We start from the raw sequence: 16,226 nt of genomic DNA on the forward strand, positions 1-16,226 counted from the left end.
CCGTAAATAGAAAGAGAATACGAATACAAAAAGAAATAGCGCAATTAACGCGCAATTTTGAATTTCAATTATTTGGATTTGTGGTGGTGGCGTGGGGGAGATTTGAACTCCCGACCTAACGATTATGAGTCGTTCGCTCTAACCAACTGAGCTACCGCGCCGGACCACGAAGGACCGATTAAGCAATGGGGCGCGGGGTGTCAAACCGATTCTTCATGCTTTTGTCGGTTTTCTTTCGCGGACAGATGCAGCGATGAAATCCGCGTGACAAGCGCGGTGGTATTTTGCAACATCCAGCCAGATTACAAAGGGCTTAAAATGACCGGTTTCCTCACCACACATGTTCTTGATACTGCTAGCGGTCTTCCTGCGGCAGGGATGACCGTTGACCTTTATTGTTTGGATGATGGCGCACGCGAACATCTGGTTACGATGGTGACCAACGACGACGGTCGGACCGATAGCCCCATTTTGCCAGCCAATGCATTCACGACCGGCAAATATGAATTGGTGTTTCAGGCTGGCGCATATTTCGCCCGGACCGAAGACATCAGCTTTCTTGATGATATCCCGATCCGGTTTGGCATAAACGATCCAGCGTCACACTATCATGTGCCGCTGCTGGTTTCGCCATTTAGCTTTTCGACCTATCGCGGCAGTTAGGCGCTGAACGTCCACCGCGTCGTTTGGCGATAGGGTGCATCGGGTGTGACGGCAATTGACGGAAACGCGCTGTGGTTCGGCGCGTCGGGCCAGCGCTGCGGTTCTATCGCCAATCCCTCGTATGTTCCTTTGCCCGGACGTTGCGCACCGCGTCCATCATAGACTTGAATGCCGGGTTCTGTCGTCGCGATGGACATTGATACGCCACTGTTACCGGTCAGCGTCAGCACGTCACGCAATGCTGTTGGGCTGTCGAAAAGACAGAAATTGTGGTCTAGGGCAGGGGATCCCCTATCAAAGATGCGGGCTGTGCGAAAATCCATATCGGTGCCATCCACTTCTAGCTGGTCACCGGTCGGCGCGGTCATGTCATTAACAGGCAGGTAGCTGTCAGCCGCGATCCGCAAACTGTGCCCGTCCCATGTATCGGACCCATCCATGTTCCAATAACTGTGGTTGGCAAAGTTCATCACTGTTTTGGTATCCGTCGTCCCCGTGACCTCAAGCGTGAGGCTGGCCGGCGCGGTCACAGTGAATGTGGCGGTGACTTTACGGCGACCGGGCAGACCATTAACGCCATCGGGCAAATCAAGTGTCAGCGTGACACTGCTTTGGCTTTGATACGCAATTTGCCAAATTTGCGCATGTGTTCCGTCGCTACCTGAATGAAGGTGGCAGTTTCCGTTTTCGTTCCGCTCGAGTTCATACATCATGCCTTCAAGCCGGACGCGCGCGTTGCTGATCCGGTTGGCGATAGGGCCAACCAAGGCGCCGTGATATCCCATTCCGTTTTCGTAATCGGCCAAATTGTCAGAGCCGAGCGTTAATGAATGAGGCACGCCAGCCACCCGGACATCTTGTACGATTGCGCCAAGCGTCAGGATACTCACGCTTAGGTCACCTGCGCTAAGCGTGATTTTTTCGACCGCGTCGCCGTTTTTCGTCGTGCCAAAGGCTGTCATGGAACAATCCTGTTTCGATCCGCTTACGCGGAGTTTTGAGTATTTTGGGCAAGATGATGCGGCCTAGAGAATAACCTGATGCTCAGCTTGGCCCTTGATGTCTGTCTCGGTTTGGAAGGTTTTGCCATTCGTGTCATTTTCCGGCAGGCCTGTTGCCGCTGATGTACAGAAAAGCGTTGTTAGGTCTTTCCCGCCAAAAGATGGGCAGGTGGTTTGCGGGGCCGGGAATTCAAAGGCTTTGATGAATGTGCCGTCTGGTTTGTAACCGGCGACACGACCGCGACCCCACTGTGCGTTCCACATGTTGCCGTCTTGGTCGATGACTGCCCCGTCAGGGCGATCATCCGTCCCGCACAGGTCGAGGTGTAGTTCAGGCTCTGCGTTCGGCCATCCGTCAGCATCTAGGCTGACACGCATTATTTTCTGAGTTGGCGTGTCGGTGAAGTAAGCCGTTTTGCCATCAGGCGCAAAGCAGATGGCGTTTGAGATCGTGATTGGCGCAAATAGCTGGCGGAGTTCACCTTTGTAGTAGCGGTAGATTGCGCCAGCGTCTTTTTCGGCGTTGATGCCCATGGTACCGATCCAGAACCCACCCTGCGGGTCGGCGCGGCCATCGTTGGAACGTGTGATACTGTTGCCTGCCTCAAGCCCGCAGATTTCGCTGTGCTCTCCGGTCGTGATGTCAAAGCGATGCAGCGCCTTGGCAGAGGCAACGATCAGCGTGTCGTCGTCTACCCAACCCGCCGCACTGACGTAGGTGTCGAACTGCCAATGCTTCCCTTTCGTGTGGAGCCGGTGCCCAAGGATGTCGAACCAGAAAAGCTGATTGCGTGTTGGGTGCCAAAGTGGGCCTTCGCCAAGCTGGCATTTGGTCTCGTCGAAAATCATGATGATGCCTCGTCAAATGCGGCGACAATGTCGATGGCTCGGGCACTAATATCCGCAATCGACATGCCGGGTTTATAAAGTGCAGAGCCAATGCCGAACCCGTCGGCGCTGGCGTTCAGCCATTGTTTGAAATTCTTAGGGCCAGCGCCGCCAACAGCGTAGAGGAGCGTACCTTGCGGAAGGACAGCGCGGAATGCCCTGATCCCGTCCGGACCGATCAGGTTTGCCGGGAATATCTTTAGCCCATCTGCGCCTGCTTTGAGTGCTGTGAAGCATTCGGTTGGTGTCATGACGCCCGGCCAGCTTTGCATGCCTGCTGTTTTGCTGGCGAATATGACGCGCTGGTCGCAGTTTGGCGAAACGATGAGTTTACCGCCTGCTTGGGCGACACGACCAACATCGTCGGGGGATAGAACGGTACCAGCACCGATCAGTGCCGTATCGCCGTTGGCCTCTGCCATTGCCCTAATACTATCGAACGGATCAGGAGAGTTGAGCGGGACTTCGATCTGGGTGATCCCTGCGTCGATAAGCGCGGCCGCCGCAGGTGCTGCCTCATTAGGTGATATGCCGCGCAAAATGGCGATGATGGGACGTTGCATGGAATATCCTTAAGTATGACAGATAGGCGTGGCGCGGTGACCCTTCGGCGTCATCCACGCCGAGGTTTTATCGGGCAGGGGTTTGGTAGAATACCGTGCCCTAAAGTTAAAGCGTGACTTGTCGCGTAATTCAACGTTTGCCGTAATATAGCCCGACAACGTGCTCTGCCTGTGCAAAGAACAGCCATCGTAGGCAAAGGACCCCGGCAATATGGCAAAGCACAGCAAGCGCCGCAAAGATGTGGTTAAACGGTAGGACGAGCAGAATGATCGGGGCGATGAAACCCAATACCCCCGCGATGACCTGCAGGCGCGTTACGTGCTTGCGCCCCACGACATAGATGAATTCACGCATGAGGTAGTTACCGCCAGTATGTGGTGGCTCAAAAGCGCGGACCCTGCCGATGTGACCAAGCCCCGTGGCCGTTTGTATATCGCTGCCTGAATTGGTGAACCGCTGACTGCCGGTCATCCAAGCGTAGGTCTGAAGCGCTCCAGTCAAAGTCAGTAATACGATTGCTATTGTCACCTGACCGGCCAGCAATGCGCCGCCACTGATTGATAACGCCAAGAATAGGATAGGCGTGGTCCAATGGTGCCACCGAGGTACTGTTTTGAGCTGCGTGTAGATCATAGAGGTTGTTAACACGGTGGCGATTGCGCCGAACGCGCCAAGCCACCCGAGAAACGCGACGCGAGTTCCCGTAAATACCAAACCTGCACCGTAGATCGCCATGATCACCAAGGCGAGGACGGCGGCGATGCCTTCGCGGCTTAGCCAGCTTGTTCTCCATTGGCTGAATGCCTTGATGGCGCGTTCAGGGCGACCAAGGTGAAAGGTCGATGCAAGCAACCCACCGACCGCGCAAACATAAGCGATTGTGAACCAGATGAATGCCGATAGTCCCGTTGGTACGATTGCCCCGATGCCGAGCCAAAAAAGCAGCCCAAAGCCGAGACCCGAAAACGTGGTGAAAATGATAACCGATGGCGCTGGGTGCATTAATTGGTTCTCCCCGGCAGGGCAGACAGGGTCCGGTCAAGCCACGCGACAAAACCTTTGCCGTTGCGCGCGACCGGTTGCAGATGCTGGGCAGGCACGGCCACGTCTTTGGGCCGTGGTGGTAGGTATTTGTTGACCGGCTTGGTGCCTAATTCCGGCATCAAATCAAACCCGCCGCGTTCGGCGACCAATTGCGAAACCTCGCTTGTTTCATCTGCCAAGTCACCAAAATGGCGCGCGCCTGATGGGCAGGTACGCACGCAAGCAGGCTGGCGGTCTTCTTCGGGTAGGTTTTCGTTGTAGATACGATCAACGCAAAGGGTGCATTTCTTAATCACGCCCGCGTCCGCGTCCAATTCACGCGCGCCATAGGGGCAGGCCCAAGCGCAAAGCCCACAACCGATACAGTCCTGTTCGTTTACTAAGACGATCCCGTCTTCGACACGTTTATAGCTGGCACCTGTTGGGCAAACGGTCACGCAGGGTGCATCCTCGCAGTGTAAACAGGATTTGGGAAAGTGGACCAGTTGCGCTGGGCCAGCGTCGGGTTGGACTTCATAAGAATGTACCCGGTTGAGGAATGTTCCGGATGGTTCTGCGCCATAGGGGTCTTGGTCGGATAGGGGGACGCCATAGTTCTCGGTGTTCCACCCTTTGCATGAAATTACGCATGCATGGCAGCCCACACAGGTATCCAGATCAATGACCAACCCGAGCTTTTTGGCGGAGGGCGGAGGAAGTTGGGTCATGCGATGGCCCTTTCGATTAGTGCTGGCGTAAGCTGGCCAATCGGTTGTTCTTTGGCTGGATCCCATGTCACGATGAACCAGCTAAAACTACCGAGTGTGAGCGTCACGAATGCAGCGATAAGGAGAAGTGTTTTTGTCTTGTTCATAGCTTCATCCCTTAAAAGGTGCGTCTGCGGCGCGGCAAATTTGTCGTAAGCCGTCCAGAGTCACTGCTCGCCCTGATATTTGCGGCTGAATATCGATCCGTAATCGGTTTTGTTCGTCGGTGCCGACGATATCGGCCACGGCTAATGTGGCGTCCTTTTGGGAAAGACTGGCAGACATGAGGCAATCGTGACCTCCATTGGGCTGCTCATTCACTTTGATGTACCGTCCCTTCAGCCCCAGCGCATGGTCTTGCGCGTCAGCCCCGTCGGAACGCGAAAGGATGACATAGGAAGTTTGGCCATTATCATTGGCGAAAATGACATAGCTCGCTGCACATTCTGCGTAAGTTGGCACCACGTTCGCAATCATTCTCCGACCTTCCATTCTAACGAAGTTGGCCCTTTGCCTACGGGCGATTTGATCTCGGGCAGTTCTGGTTGCACTTCTGTTGGAGGGGTGGTTCTGGCAATTTTTACGCGCAGATCAAACCACGCGGCTTGGCCGGTGATCGGGTCAGAGTTCGCCCAGCGCAACCCGTCGCCTTTGGGCGGCAATAGTTCGTGGATCAGGTGATTAAGCAGGAACCCTTTGGTTGCTTCTGGCGCGTCTTTGCCTAAGCCCCAGGTGCCCTTGCGTTTGCCGATGGCGTTCCAGGTCCAGATCGTGTTCTCGTTCAGGCTTGCCTGATGGGCAACGGGTACGGTGATTGTGCCGTGTGCAGACGTCACCTTTGCCCAGTCGCCATCTTGAAAGTTGTTTTCGTTCCAAATTTTGGTCGGCACGTACAGCGGGTTCATCCCATGGATTTGCCTTAGCCACGCATTCTGCGAACCCCATGAATGATACATCGCCATCGGGCGTTGGGTTAGTGCGTGGATGGGGTATTCGTTTTGATCGATATGACCATCCTCAATCGGAGCATACCAGATAGGCAGCGGGTCCATCGTCCGTTGGATTTGTTCGCGCAGGTGGTCTGGGGGTTGGCGTAATCCGTTGCCCTCAGCGGCGGCTTGGAATTTGCGCATCGGTTCGACATAAAGCTGAAAGATATAGGGCTGGACCACATCATAGCAGCCCATTTTCACCGCCCATTCTTGATAGGCCATGTTGATCGGTTTGTAATAAGCGGCCTCTTGGGGGACATGTGAAACCCAAAAGCCGCCGTTGTCGATGTAGTTTTTTAGCTGCTCTGGATTGGCTTCACCGCGACCGTCGCCGCCTTCGCGGAACCCCGCCAGTGGTCCAATGCCGGGGCGGCGGATATGGTTGGTGATATAGTCAGCATAGTCTTTGTATTTCGCGCTGCCGTCTTCGTTCACAAAACCGGGCAGTCCCAACCGCGCACCCAAATCACACAGCACAGACTGAAAGCCCCGCACATCGCGATCCGGTTCGACCACGGGCCATCTGATAGCATCGGCAATCCCATCAGCCTCGCAAATGGGGCGATCAAGGATCGAAATACAATCGTGTCTTTCCAGATAGGTCGTATCGGGAAGGATTAGATCAGCATAGGCGACCATTTCTGATGAATAGGCATCGGAATAGATGATCCTTGGGATGACGTAATCGCCGTTTTCGTCCTTATCGGTCAGCATGTTATGCACACCGCCGACATTCATTGACGAATTCCAGGACATATTCGCCATATACATAAACAGCGTGTCGATCTTATATGGATCGCCCGCGTGGGCGTTCGATATCACCATATGCATGAGCCCGTGGGCAGACATCGGGTTTTCCCAAGAATAGGCTTTGTCGATGCGAACCGGATCGCCTGCATCGTTTAGGCACAGATCCTCTGGGCCTTGGACATAGCCCAGATGCGGCCCATCAAGCGGTTGCCCAGGGCTAACCCGGCAATGCGGTTTAGGGTGCGCAGTTGCAGGCTTTGGATAGGGCGGTTTGAACCTCATCCCGCCAGGGGTTTCCACCGTGCCAAGAATGATCTGTAGCATGTGTAGCGCGCGACAGGTTTGAAACCCGTTTGAATGCGCTGATATCCCGCGCATTGCATGGAATGATACCGGACGCCCGATCATTTTGCGGTGCGTCACGCCGCGGAAATCTGTCCACTCGCGGTCCAGCTCTATGGCCTCGTCAAAGGCGACACGTGCCAGATCAGCGGCGATTTGGTGGATGCGTGCGGCAGAGATACCACAGCGGTCTGCGACGGCTTCGGGGGCGTATTCATCAGACAGATACCGATCCGCCATCAGGTGAAACACCGGGCGATGGGTCACGCCGCGCGCACGATGGGTGGCGGCCAAGTCAGGCTCTACCCCTTTGCCATTCCATGGTGCCAACTTGCCAGTGCGTCTGTCGATGACTTGGGGCTGTCCTGATTTGTCTTGCAAGAACAGACCGTATTGATCGGATTTGGGGTCCTGATTTACCAAAACGGACGCATTGGTGAAACGTGCCAGATAATCCAGATCCACCTTGCCCGCCTTCATCAGGCAGTGAACCAAAGCAAGAATGAACAACCCATCGGTGCCGGGCGTAATACCGACCCAGTCGTCAGCGACGGCATTGTAACCAGTCCGGATCGGATTCACACCAATGATACGGGCTCCACGGGCTTTGATCTTGCCGATGCCCATTTTGATCGGGTTGCTGTCGTGATCTTCGGCGACACCAAACAGCATGAACAGCTTGGTATGATCCCAGTCAGGTTGGCCAAATTCCCAAAACGCGCCACCCATGGTGTAGATGCCAGCGGCCGCCATGTTGACCGAACAAAAGCCCCCGTGGGCGGCATAGTTCGGTGTGCCAAAACCCTGTGCCCAAAAGCTGGTAAAGCTTTGCGATTGATCGCGCCCTGTGAAGAACGCCAGCTTTTCAGGGGCCTGTTCACGGATCGGTTTGAGCCAAGCAACGGCGGTTTCTAACGCTTCTTCCCAGCTGATTTCTTCGAATTCACCCGACCCACGTGGGCCGACACGTTTCAAAGGCGCCCGCAGCCGCGATGGCGCGTTGTGTTGCATGATGCCCGCGCTGCCCTTGGCGCATAGGACGCCTTTGTTCACGGGGTGGTCTTTGTTGCCTTCGATATAGGCGACCTTCCCATCTTTCATATGCACGTTGATCCCGCAGCGGCAGGCACACATATAGCAGGTCGTTTTGCGCACCTCGTCTGATACAAAGGGGGACGTGTCGACGCTGGGCTGGTCTAGTGACATGTGTCTTCCTTTCACGCGATTTGGGTGCGGACTAAGCCGACCAGGGCAAGGCTGATCAAGAGGATAAGGCAGAATGGTCGATAGTAAGGAGCAAGCGTTTCAGTGAATAATCGCTGTCCAATCAAGACACCCATGGTCGTTGGGACCGCAAATAATAGGCCACATGCAAACCCCGAAAACCCGCGTACGACCCCGGCCATTAGAACGATAACCACAAGGATTATGAACTCTTGGCCGGTAAGGTTCGTTACGCTGAGCAGGGTATCAATCATTCAGGGCCTATTCATTAGGGCAAGCGCATCACGAGCGATCTGTTTTTCCTCGTCTGCGGCGATCACATGGATAGGTGGCGCGCCAAAGCATGTGAGATGCGCCATGATTTTATCACGAATGGGGGCCGCGTTTTCACCTATACCACCCGTGAAGGCTACGGCGTCGACACCGCCCATCGCGACAATCGCTGACCCGGCTTGCCGTGCGGCCCAATAGCAAAAGTGTTCAACCGCAAAGCGCGCGTCATCATCGTCGCGTTCCAGTAGGTTTTTCATATTGTTGTCGCCAGCCAGACCTTTCAGCCCACTTTGTTTGTTCAACAGCGTATCTGCGCCTGCGAGCCCCAGTTCATCCGCGATCCGCAAAACGGCGGCCCCGTCGATTTCACCGCAGCGGGTGCCCATCACCAGCCCTGACATGGGCGAATACCCCATCGAGCTTGCGACGGATTTCCCATCTTTGATCGCGCAAAGGCTGGCCCCATTGCCAAGATGCAGCGCCAATAGACGGGGCGGCAGTTCAGCCCCAAACTCTGAAACCATGTTGGCATAGGACGATCCGTGAAATCCATAGCGTTGAATGCCAGCGGCGTATTGCGCATCAGGAATGGCATAGCGCGTGGCAACATCAGGGTTGGTTGCGTGAAACGCGGTATCAAAGCTCACAAACTGCGGCAGGTCTGGGTGGGTCTTGGCCAAAGCCTCGATCCCGAGCAGGTTCGCCGGGTTGTGCAGTGGGGCGAGCGGAATGCAGGCACGGATCGCGTCGATGACCTGCGGTGTCACGTGTGCGGGTTCTGTAAAATATGTGCCACCGTGTACAACACGGTGCCCCACGGCGGTAATATCTGCTGTTTTATGACCCGCGTCGTCAAGCGCCGTCATCATTTGCGCAAGTGCGCTGGCGTGATCCGGGGCGTCGACGTTGGATTTGCTATCGCCCAGCTTCAATGTGCTATTCGCGCCAATCTCGCTCACGATTCCATCGGCGATTTGCGTAAGGTCGGCCTGAAACAGGCTGACCTTTAACGATGAAGATCCGGCGTTGACGACTAGGATCATGATGCCGCCGCCACGATTGCACCTAAGGCGGCTGAACAGATACGTGCGGGTGCCTGTTGACTGCGCGAGGTAAGAAGGACAGGAACCTTTAGCCCCATAACCAGCCCGCCAGCGCAGCACCCCATGCCAAGCACCATAAGTTTGAACAGCGCGTTCCCGGACGTGATATTTGGCGTCAGCATAATGTCAGCGTCGCCCGCCACGTCAGAGGCATAGTTCTTTGCCTTTGCTGCGGCCGCGCTGAATATCAGGTCGAGCGCCATCGGCCCTTGGACCGTTGCGTTCGGCAATGCATCTTTGGCCCATTCTGCGATTTCTGCGGCTTCCATCGTGTTTGGGATCGACGGAATTGGATCCTCGGTCGGGGCAAGAATGCCCGCTTTGACCTGTGTATCGCCTAGTATTTCGGCCAACCTTACTGCGTGGCTAAGGCAGGCTTTGCGCGTATCGACGCTTGGATTCACGTTTAGCGCAGCATCAGTCAAGAACAGCGGCCGTTCCGATCCGGGGCGCGTGATGTGAAAAATATGACCGCAACGCGTCCCTTTTTCACGCAGGCCAGCCGCCGAAGGCAGCAACCCTTTCAGAAACGTAGACGTATGAATTTGGCCCTTCATGATGCTATCGACCTCGCCAGCGCGGGCAAGCTCTGCCGCTCGCGAGGCAGCTGCGGCATGGGGTGCGTGCTCAATCCGGTAGGGGCTGATATCCCAACCGATTTGTTTCGCCGTATCGTTGATCTTGTCAGCGTCCCCAATCAGTACAGGGTCGGCAAGGCCCAGATCAGCGGCTTCGCGGATACCTTGCAGTGGGTTCACTGAACCCGCGTTGACCAAGGCAACTTTTGGCGCTGGAAGGCTTTGTGCTTTGGCGAGCAGCCCTGCTGGGCAGGGCGCTGTTTCGGTGGCAAGAAACGGGAAGGGGAGGGTCATTCGGCTATGCCTTTCATGTCATCATCGGCCTAAGTAGGCCAAGCGCTGACAAGATCAGCAAGAGAAAAACGGCAAACCGACGAAAGGTAAGCGGGGAAGCGGCCAAAAACTGGCGACCGCCCAACCAGACGCCTAATCCCAGAATAGGAAAGGCCAAAGCCGCAGCCCGCACAGTATCCCCACTGACAAGGCCACCATGCCACATCAGCGGTAGTGTCATCATATCGAGCCCCGTCAGGAACACGATCATCGTCGCTCGAAACTGCGGGGCTTGCATGGGCTGCGCCGATAGGAATGCCGCGACAGGTAGTCCGCCAACACCCGCGCTATTGCAAACGCCAGAGATTACGCCAACGCCAGCATGCCCAATGGGGCCGATGATGCGTTGAAGCGTCCATCCAGAAAGCAAAACCAGCGATAGCGTAAGGATAATCGCCGAGATCACCATCCGCACCGTTTCGTCCCCGACCGAAAGAACGATGCTAACCGCAAAGGGAAGCGCAACAGCCGCCCCAACAAGCAGAGGTATGACCCGGCGCCAGTCGATCTGGCCACGAATGCCACGCGCTTGGAACCCGGTCATCATCATTTCGCAAGCAAAGACGACGGGGATCAACGGCAGCGGGTTGGTCAGCAGTGCCGCAAAAGCGATGAAAATTGCCGAAAACCCAAACCCAGAATAGCCTCGCACAAACGCTGCCCCAAGCAATGCAATTGCAAGGGCCGCGGATGTGCCAAGGCTTAAGTCAAATGGCAAAGCTTACTCGGCAGCCATGTCATCAGAAGATACGCCCGCGACGCGCACAGGTTTCTTCATCGCGTCACGACGGAATGGTTCACCCAGTTCTTGGTTCAGGATGACCTCGATCAGGGTGGTTTCGTTGTTTTCCATCTGATCCTTGATCGCTTGGTTTAGAACAGCGGTCAGTTCGTCCATTGTTTTCGCTTGCACGCCCTTCAACCCGCAGGCCTGCGCGATGCCAGCATAGCTGACCTTCATGTCCAGTTCGGTGCCGACAAAATTATCGTCAAACCAAAGGGTCGAATTCCGCTTTTCAGCGCCCCACTGGTAGTTGCGGAAAACAATTTGCGTGATGGCGGGCCATTCGTCACGGCCAATCGCGGTCAGTTCATTCACCGAAATACCAAACGCACCGTCACCGGCGAACCCAATCACTGGAACATCCGGCTGGCCAATCTTTGCGCCAACAATGGATGGCAGCCCGTAGCCACACGGGCCGAACAGTCCGGGGGCCAGATATTTGCGACCTGTTGGGAAGGATGGATAGGCGTTGCCGATGGCACAGTTGTTGCCGATGTCAGAGCTGATGATCGCGTTTTCAGGCATCGCGGATTGGATCGCGCGCCACGCCATGCGCGGGCTCATCCAATCGGGGCGGGCTGCACGGGCGCGTTCGTTCCAAGTGGTGCCCGGATCGTCTTCTTCGTGGTCAAGGCTGGTCAGTTCTTGTGCCCAAGCAGATTTCAGGTTCCCGATCAGCGCTTTGCGGTCATCGCGGCCTGCATCGCCTGCGTCATCTGAAAGCTGTTCCAAGATACCTTTCGCGGCCTTTGCAGCATCTGCAACGATACCAACGCTAACCTTTTTGGTCAGGCCAATCCGATCGGGATTAATATCCACCTGAATAACTTTGGCGTTTTCTGGCCAGTAGGCGATGCCATAGCCCGGCAGGGTAGAAAACGGGTTTAAACGGGTGCCCAGCGCCAATACGACGTCGGCTTTGCTGATCAGCTCCATCCCGGCCTTTGAACCGTTATATCCTAATGGGCCTGCGAACAGCGGATGGGTGCCGGGGAACGCATCGTTATGTTGGTAGCCCACACAAACAGGGGCATCTAGGCGTTCGGCCAATGCTTTCGATGCTGCGATGCCGCCTTCTGCCAAAACCACACCAGCGCCGTTTAGGATCACCGGGAACTTAGCGTTTGATAGCAACTCGGCAGCCTTGGTAATCGCGGTCTCGCCGCCTGCGGGCCGTTCGAAATCAACGGTCATCGGTAGTTCGATGTCGATGACTTGTGTCCAGAAATCGCGCGGCACGTTGATTTGCGCGGGCGCGCTGGCACGTTTGGCTTTCATGATAACGCGGTTCAGTACTTCGGCGATGCGAGTAGGGTCGCGCACCTCTTCTTGATAGGCGACCATATCGTCGAACAGTTTCATCTGCTCGACCTCTTGGAAACCACCCTGACCGATTGTCTTGTTCGCAGCTTGTGGCGTGACCAACAACAGTGGCGTGTGGTTCCAATAGGCTGTCTTCACGGCGGTCACAAAGTTTGTGATCCCCGGCCCGTTTTGCGCGATCATCATCGACATTTCACCGGTGGCACGGGTGTAACCGTCTGCCATCATGCCTGCGGACCCTTCGTGCGCACAGTCCCAGAAACTGATTCCTGCCTTCGGGAAGATATCCGAGATCGGCATCATCGCGGATCCGATGATCCCGAAAGCATGCTTAATCCCGTGCATTTGCAGGGTTTTGACGAATGCTTCTTCGGTGGTCATTTTCATGAGGAAAGGTCCTTTGGGTTTGATCGGACGCGCAAAGCGGCATGTCTGATATGTTGTTGTCACATTAGAAACTGGGTCGGCCTTTCGATAGGGCCAGTTGTTGTGGGGTCTTAAGGCCAAAAGTGCGCGCTTGCTTAACCTTCGGCCAGCGCCCGCGCGATTAGCCGCACGCCGGGCGCTATTTTGGATGACGGGATCGACGAATAGGCAAGGCGAAAGAACTCAGTTGGCGGTGTATCAGATGCAAAGAATGGGGCACCCGGTTCCATCAATACGCGGTCTTCACGTAGCCGTTGTGAGAGCCGGGCGGTGTCGGTTCCAGTGGGCGCACGCAGCCACACCGCTGACCCACCGTAGGTTCCATGCCCGGCAATCGTCAGCCCATATTCTTCAAGCGCGGCGTCCATAACTTGGCGGCGTTCATGGTAGGCTTTGCTCATCCGGCGGATCAGTGCATCATAGTGGCCCAGCGATAGGTAATAGCTGACCGTCCGCTGGATATGCCCGGGTGGATGGCGCAGGATTGTCGCACGTAATGCGCGGGCTTCGCGGATGAACGCAGCAGGGCCAACCAAATACCCAAGCCGCAGGCCCGGAAACAATGACTTTGAAAACGAACCAACATAAACGACCCGCCCGTTTTGATCGAGCGACTTTAGTGACGGCGATGGTGCCTTGAGAAAAGACATCTCAAATTCATAGTCGTCTTCGACAATGATAAAATCATCCTCTTCGGCTTTACGCAAAAGAGCCTTGCGGCGATCAACTGACATCGTTGACGTGGTGGGGCATTGGTGGCTAGGCGTTACAAACACTACATCCGTCTCGTCAGGCAGCGCATCAGGTGGCAGTCCATCAGCATCGACTGGCACAGGTGTGTACTGACATCGTGACTGGTCTAAAATGTTGCGAAGCGCTGGATAGCAGGGGTCTTCGATTGCTGCCATTCTACGGCTGTTTAGCAATACCTGTGCGGCAAGCCAAAGCGCGTTTTGCGCGCCCATGGTAACAAGTATCTCGTCGTCATTCGCTAGAATGCCGCGCCTAGGCAGCGTTTGCCGCGCGATGAATTCAACAAGCTGCGGGTCGTCGTGGTCATAATAATCGGACGTCAGCGCGCTAAAGTCCCGCATTCCAAGTGCCCTCAAGGCGCATAGCCGCCAATTAGCGGCATCGAACAGCGTCTTATCGGCTTGGCCATAGATAAACGGATATTTGTAGCTGGCCCAGTCGGTCGGCTTATCCATGTTTAGACCCGGCGTGAACCGCTGGCCAATGGCGCGGTTCCAATCGACCGTTCCTGTTTGGGCGCGTTTGGCCGGAAAAGCTGGCGGTTCGGGCGCGTTCTCGGACACGAAATAACCCGACCTGCCGCGTGATGTTAGGTAATCATCAGCAACCAACTCGGTATAGGCCAGGGTGACGGTAATGCGGCTAACGCCCAAATGGGCAGCCATTTTGCGCGATGACGGAAGCCGTTCACCCGGACGAAACCGTCCTGCCAATATCCCCTGTGCAACCATCTGCTGCACACGGGCCTGCAAGGTGCCGACCGCGGATGGATCAAGGAAAAAGGTTTCGACGGAAATTGACATGTATTGGCCCTAAGTTGTGCCAATTCTGGACTTAACTTAGGGCCGGGGCAAGCACCAATGGGGTGCTTGCCAGTTTGTTTGGAAATTAGCCCAGTACGCGTTTGATCGCCTTGCCGACAGCCTCTGTGACTTGGTTCATGTCGTCTTTGGTCGCAATCAGTGACGGGGCAAACAGAACTGTGTTGTTAAAGCCTGGTACGGATCGGTTTGTGCCGCCAACAATGACACCTTGGGCCATACAGTCTGCCACGATTGCCGCTGTGTTTCTTTCATCAATGGGTTCTTTGGCTTCACGGTCTGTGACCAGTTCGATCCCTGCGAATAGGCCCATGCCGCGAACGTCGCCAATCCATTTATGCTCTTCCATGAGCGCGGACAGATTTCCTTGAAGGTGCTCACCCATCGCAGTTGAATTGGCGAGCAAGTCTTCTTCTTCGATGATTTTCATGTTTTCGATGGCCGCGGCTGGGCCACCAGTACAACCGCCAAAGGTCGAGATATCACGGAAATAACTCATCTTGTCCGTATCGTCTTTGAACTGCTCAAACACCGCATTGGTGGTAACGCAGCACGAAATCGCGGCATAGCCAGAGGCAACCCCCTTGGCCATCGTCACAATGTCAGGCTGGATGCCGAACTGCTGATAGCCAAACCAAGTACCGGTGCGGCCCATACCACAGACGACCTCATCAATGTGAAGCAGGATGTCGTATTTTTTGCAGATCTCTTGAACGCGTTCCCAATAGCCTTTGGGTGGGACAATGATGCCGCCACCTGCGGTGATCGGTTCAAGGCATAGTGCGCCTACGGTGTCGGGGCCTTCGCGTAGGATGACATCCTCAATCGCTTGGGCGGCAGCGTGACCATAGGCTTCGCCAGTTAGGCCGTTTTCGGCGCGATATTCAAGGCAATGCGGCACACGAACAAACCCCGGTGCGAAGGGGCCATATTGTGCGTTGCGTTCATCTTGCCCGCCCGCAGATAACGCGCCGAGCGTGGTGCCGTGATAATCACGATCACGGTAAAGGATTTTGTATTTCTTTCCGCCGTGATGCTTATGGCTGATCTGACGGACCATTTTGAACGCTTTCTCGTTCGCTTCGGACCCAGAGTTGGCATAATAGACGCGGTCCAAACCGGGCATCTTATCAATCAGCATTTCAGCATATTGAGCGCCGGGGATCGTACCCGCCGTTCCGCCAAAGAAGCACATCTTTGTCACAGCGTCGGCAATGGCCTTGCCGATGCGTTCCCGGCCATAGCCAACATTGACGGTCCAAACGCCGCCCGAGACAGCATCAATATGTTCTTTACCGGTAATATCCCAAACGCGCAGGCCTTTGCCTTCGACGATAATGCGTGGATCGGTGGTCTCATACGCTTTGTGCTGGCTTAAGTGATGCCAGATGTGGGCGCGGTCTGCCTCGATCACATGGCCGGGATCATTAGAAAAATTGCTGGTGTCCATGCAGGAGGCTCCATCTATGTAACGAGAAGTGGACAGCGCGAATCTAATTCGTGACTGCCTCTATCAAGAGCAGTTTGCCTATAGCGCAAGCAATCTCAATAGGGCCAGTTTTTGCATATGCATATATCCAAATTCGGTAGGGATGCTGCGAACGCCAACAATTTATTG

General features: G+C 55.3%; 16 protein-coding genes and 1 tRNA gene. 1 reads left to right on the plus strand and 16 read right to left on the minus strand.

What is annotated here, in order from left to right; all coding sequences use genetic code 11:
• Positions 1-84 precede the first annotated feature (84 nt).
• Positions 85-161: transfer RNA gene (locus ACHUEV_RS16830), tRNA-Met, on the minus strand.
• Between the two features lie 157 nt (positions 162-318).
• Between ACHUEV_RS16830 and uraH the strand changes: the two genes are divergently transcribed.
• Positions 319-663: a hydroxyisourate hydrolase gene (uraH, locus tag ACHUEV_RS16835; RefSeq protein ID WP_394181938.1), complete on the plus strand. Its 345-nt coding sequence runs from the start codon at positions 319-321 to the stop codon at positions 661-663.
• On the opposite strand, the gene ACHUEV_RS16840 is transcribed toward uraH, so the two are convergent.
• The 15 genes from ACHUEV_RS16840 to ACHUEV_RS16910 all read right to left on the minus strand — a co-directional run bounded on the left by ACHUEV_RS16840 (position 660) and on the right by ACHUEV_RS16910 (position 16,058).
• Entirely contained in the window at positions 660-1,625 is a 966-nt protein-coding gene (locus ACHUEV_RS16840) for an aldose epimerase family protein (RefSeq protein ID WP_394181940.1), read from the minus strand. The genes uraH and ACHUEV_RS16840 overlap by 4 nt on opposite strands.
• 63 nt (positions 1,626-1,688) lie before the next feature.
• The gene (locus ACHUEV_RS16845) at positions 1,689-2,513 is read right to left on the minus strand and encodes an SMP-30/gluconolactonase/LRE family protein (protein WP_394181942.1); all 825 of its coding nucleotides are present in this window, start codon (positions 2,511-2,513) and stop codon (positions 1,689-1,691) included.
• Entirely contained in the window at positions 2,510-3,115 is a 606-nt protein-coding gene (locus ACHUEV_RS16850) for a 2-dehydro-3-deoxy-6-phosphogalactonate aldolase (protein ID WP_394181944.1), read from the minus strand. The genes ACHUEV_RS16845 and ACHUEV_RS16850 overlap by 4 nt, the downstream gene beginning before the upstream one ends.
• Positions 3,116-3,245: 130 nt before the next feature.
• Positions 3,246-4,118: a dimethyl sulfoxide reductase anchor subunit family protein gene (locus ACHUEV_RS16855; RefSeq protein WP_394181946.1), complete on the minus strand. Its 873-nt coding sequence runs from the start codon at positions 4,116-4,118 to the stop codon at positions 3,246-3,248.
• Positions 4,118-4,867, minus strand: coding sequence for a 4Fe-4S dicluster domain-containing protein (locus ACHUEV_RS16860; RefSeq protein ID WP_394181948.1), 750 nt, complete (start codon positions 4,865-4,867; stop codon positions 4,118-4,120). The genes ACHUEV_RS16855 and ACHUEV_RS16860 overlap by 1 nt, the downstream gene beginning before the upstream one ends.
• Positions 4,864-5,013, minus strand: coding sequence for a hypothetical protein (locus ACHUEV_RS16865; protein WP_394181950.1), 150 nt, complete (start codon positions 5,011-5,013; stop codon positions 4,864-4,866). Before ACHUEV_RS16865 ends, ACHUEV_RS16860 begins: the two co-directional genes overlap by 4 nt.
• A gap of 4 nt (positions 5,014-5,017) precedes the next feature.
• Positions 5,018-5,383, minus strand: a complete 366-nt coding sequence (locus ACHUEV_RS16870) for a hypothetical protein (RefSeq protein ID WP_394181952.1) — start codon at positions 5,381-5,383, stop codon at positions 5,018-5,020.
• A complete protein-coding gene (locus ACHUEV_RS16875) occupies positions 5,380-8,196 on the minus strand; it encodes a molybdopterin oxidoreductase family protein (protein WP_394181954.1) in 2,817 nt (938 codons plus the stop codon). The genes ACHUEV_RS16870 and ACHUEV_RS16875 overlap by 4 nt, the downstream gene beginning before the upstream one ends.
• 11 nt (positions 8,197-8,207) lie before the next feature.
• On the minus strand, positions 8,208-8,468 hold the full coding sequence (locus ACHUEV_RS16880) for a hypothetical protein (RefSeq protein ID WP_394181956.1): 261 nt from the start codon (positions 8,466-8,468) through the stop codon (positions 8,208-8,210).
• Entirely contained in the window at positions 8,469-9,530 is a 1,062-nt protein-coding gene (locus ACHUEV_RS16885; protein ID WP_394181958.1) for an acetate/propionate family kinase, read from the minus strand.
• Complete coding sequence (locus ACHUEV_RS16890) at positions 9,527-10,462, minus strand: phosphate acyltransferase (protein ID WP_394181960.1); 936 nt, start codon at positions 10,460-10,462, stop codon at positions 9,527-9,529. Before ACHUEV_RS16890 ends, ACHUEV_RS16885 begins: the two co-directional genes overlap by 4 nt.
• A gap of 13 nt (positions 10,463-10,475) precedes the next feature.
• Positions 10,476-11,219, minus strand: a complete 744-nt coding sequence (locus tag ACHUEV_RS16895; protein ID WP_394181962.1) for a sulfite exporter TauE/SafE family protein — start codon at positions 11,217-11,219, stop codon at positions 10,476-10,478.
• A gap of 3 nt (positions 11,220-11,222) precedes the next feature.
• Entirely contained in the window at positions 11,223-12,995 is a 1,773-nt protein-coding gene (xsc, locus tag ACHUEV_RS16900) for a sulfoacetaldehyde acetyltransferase (protein WP_394181964.1), read from the minus strand.
• A gap of 134 nt (positions 12,996-13,129) precedes the next feature.
• A complete protein-coding gene (gene pdxR, locus ACHUEV_RS16905; RefSeq protein WP_394181966.1) occupies positions 13,130-14,590 on the minus strand; it encodes a MocR-like pyridoxine biosynthesis transcription factor PdxR in 1,461 nt (486 codons plus the stop codon).
• Positions 14,591-14,675: 85 nt separating this feature from the next.
• The gene (locus ACHUEV_RS16910) at positions 14,676-16,058 is read right to left on the minus strand and encodes an aminotransferase family protein (protein ID WP_394181968.1); all 1,383 of its coding nucleotides are present in this window, start codon (positions 16,056-16,058) and stop codon (positions 14,676-14,678) included.
• Between the last annotated feature and the right edge of the window lie 168 nt (positions 16,059-16,226).

The organism is Yoonia maritima (assembly GCF_043641945.1).
Taxonomy (GTDB): domain Bacteria; phylum Pseudomonadota; class Alphaproteobacteria; order Rhodobacterales; family Rhodobacteraceae; genus Yoonia; species Yoonia maritima_B.

Bases quoted from the DNA above. Each gene is read 5' to 3' on its own strand.
- ACHUEV_RS16910 (WP_394181968.1), bottom strand. From the start codon at position 16,058: ATGGACACCAGCAATTTTTCTAATGATCCCGGCCATGTGATCGAGGCA.
- ACHUEV_RS16850 (WP_394181944.1), bottom strand. From the start codon at position 3,115: ATGCAACGTCCCATCATCGCCATTTTGCGCGGCATATCACCTAATGAG.
- ACHUEV_RS16845 (WP_394181942.1), bottom strand. From the start codon at position 2,513: ATGATTTTCGACGAGACCAAATGCCAGCTTGGCGAAGGCCCACTTTGG.
- xsc (WP_394181964.1), bottom strand. From the start codon at position 12,995: ATGAAAATGACCACCGAAGAAGCATTCGTCAAAACCCTGCAAATGCAC.
- uraH (WP_394181938.1), top strand. From the start codon at position 319: ATGACCGGTTTCCTCACCACACATGTTCTTGATACTGCTAGCGGTCTT.
- pdxR (WP_394181966.1), bottom strand. From the start codon at position 14,590: ATGTCAATTTCCGTCGAAACCTTTTTCCTTGATCCATCCGCGGTCGGC.
- ACHUEV_RS16860 (WP_394181948.1), bottom strand. From the start codon at position 4,867: ATGACCCAACTTCCTCCGCCCTCCGCCAAAAAGCTCGGGTTGGTCATT.
- ACHUEV_RS16890 (WP_394181960.1), bottom strand. From the start codon at position 10,462: ATGACCCTCCCCTTCCCGTTTCTTGCCACCGAAACAGCGCCCTGCCCA.
- ACHUEV_RS16855 (WP_394181946.1), bottom strand. From the start codon at position 4,118: ATGCACCCAGCGCCATCGGTTATCATTTTCACCACGTTTTCGGGTCTC.
- ACHUEV_RS16875 (WP_394181954.1), bottom strand. From the start codon at position 8,196: ATGTCACTAGACCAGCCCAGCGTCGACACGTCCCCCTTTGTATCAGAC.
- ACHUEV_RS16885 (WP_394181958.1), bottom strand. From the start codon at position 9,530: ATGATCCTAGTCGTCAACGCCGGATCTTCATCGTTAAAGGTCAGCCTG.
- ACHUEV_RS16870 (WP_394181952.1), bottom strand. From the start codon at position 5,383: ATGATTGCGAACGTGGTGCCAACTTACGCAGAATGTGCAGCGAGCTAT.
- ACHUEV_RS16840 (WP_394181940.1), bottom strand. From the start codon at position 1,625: ATGACAGCCTTTGGCACGACGAAAAACGGCGACGCGGTCGAAAAAATC.
- ACHUEV_RS16880 (WP_394181956.1), bottom strand. From the start codon at position 8,468: ATGATTGATACCCTGCTCAGCGTAACGAACCTTACCGGCCAAGAGTTC.
- ACHUEV_RS16865 (WP_394181950.1), bottom strand. From the start codon at position 5,013: ATGAACAAGACAAAAACACTTCTCCTTATCGCTGCATTCGTGACGCTC.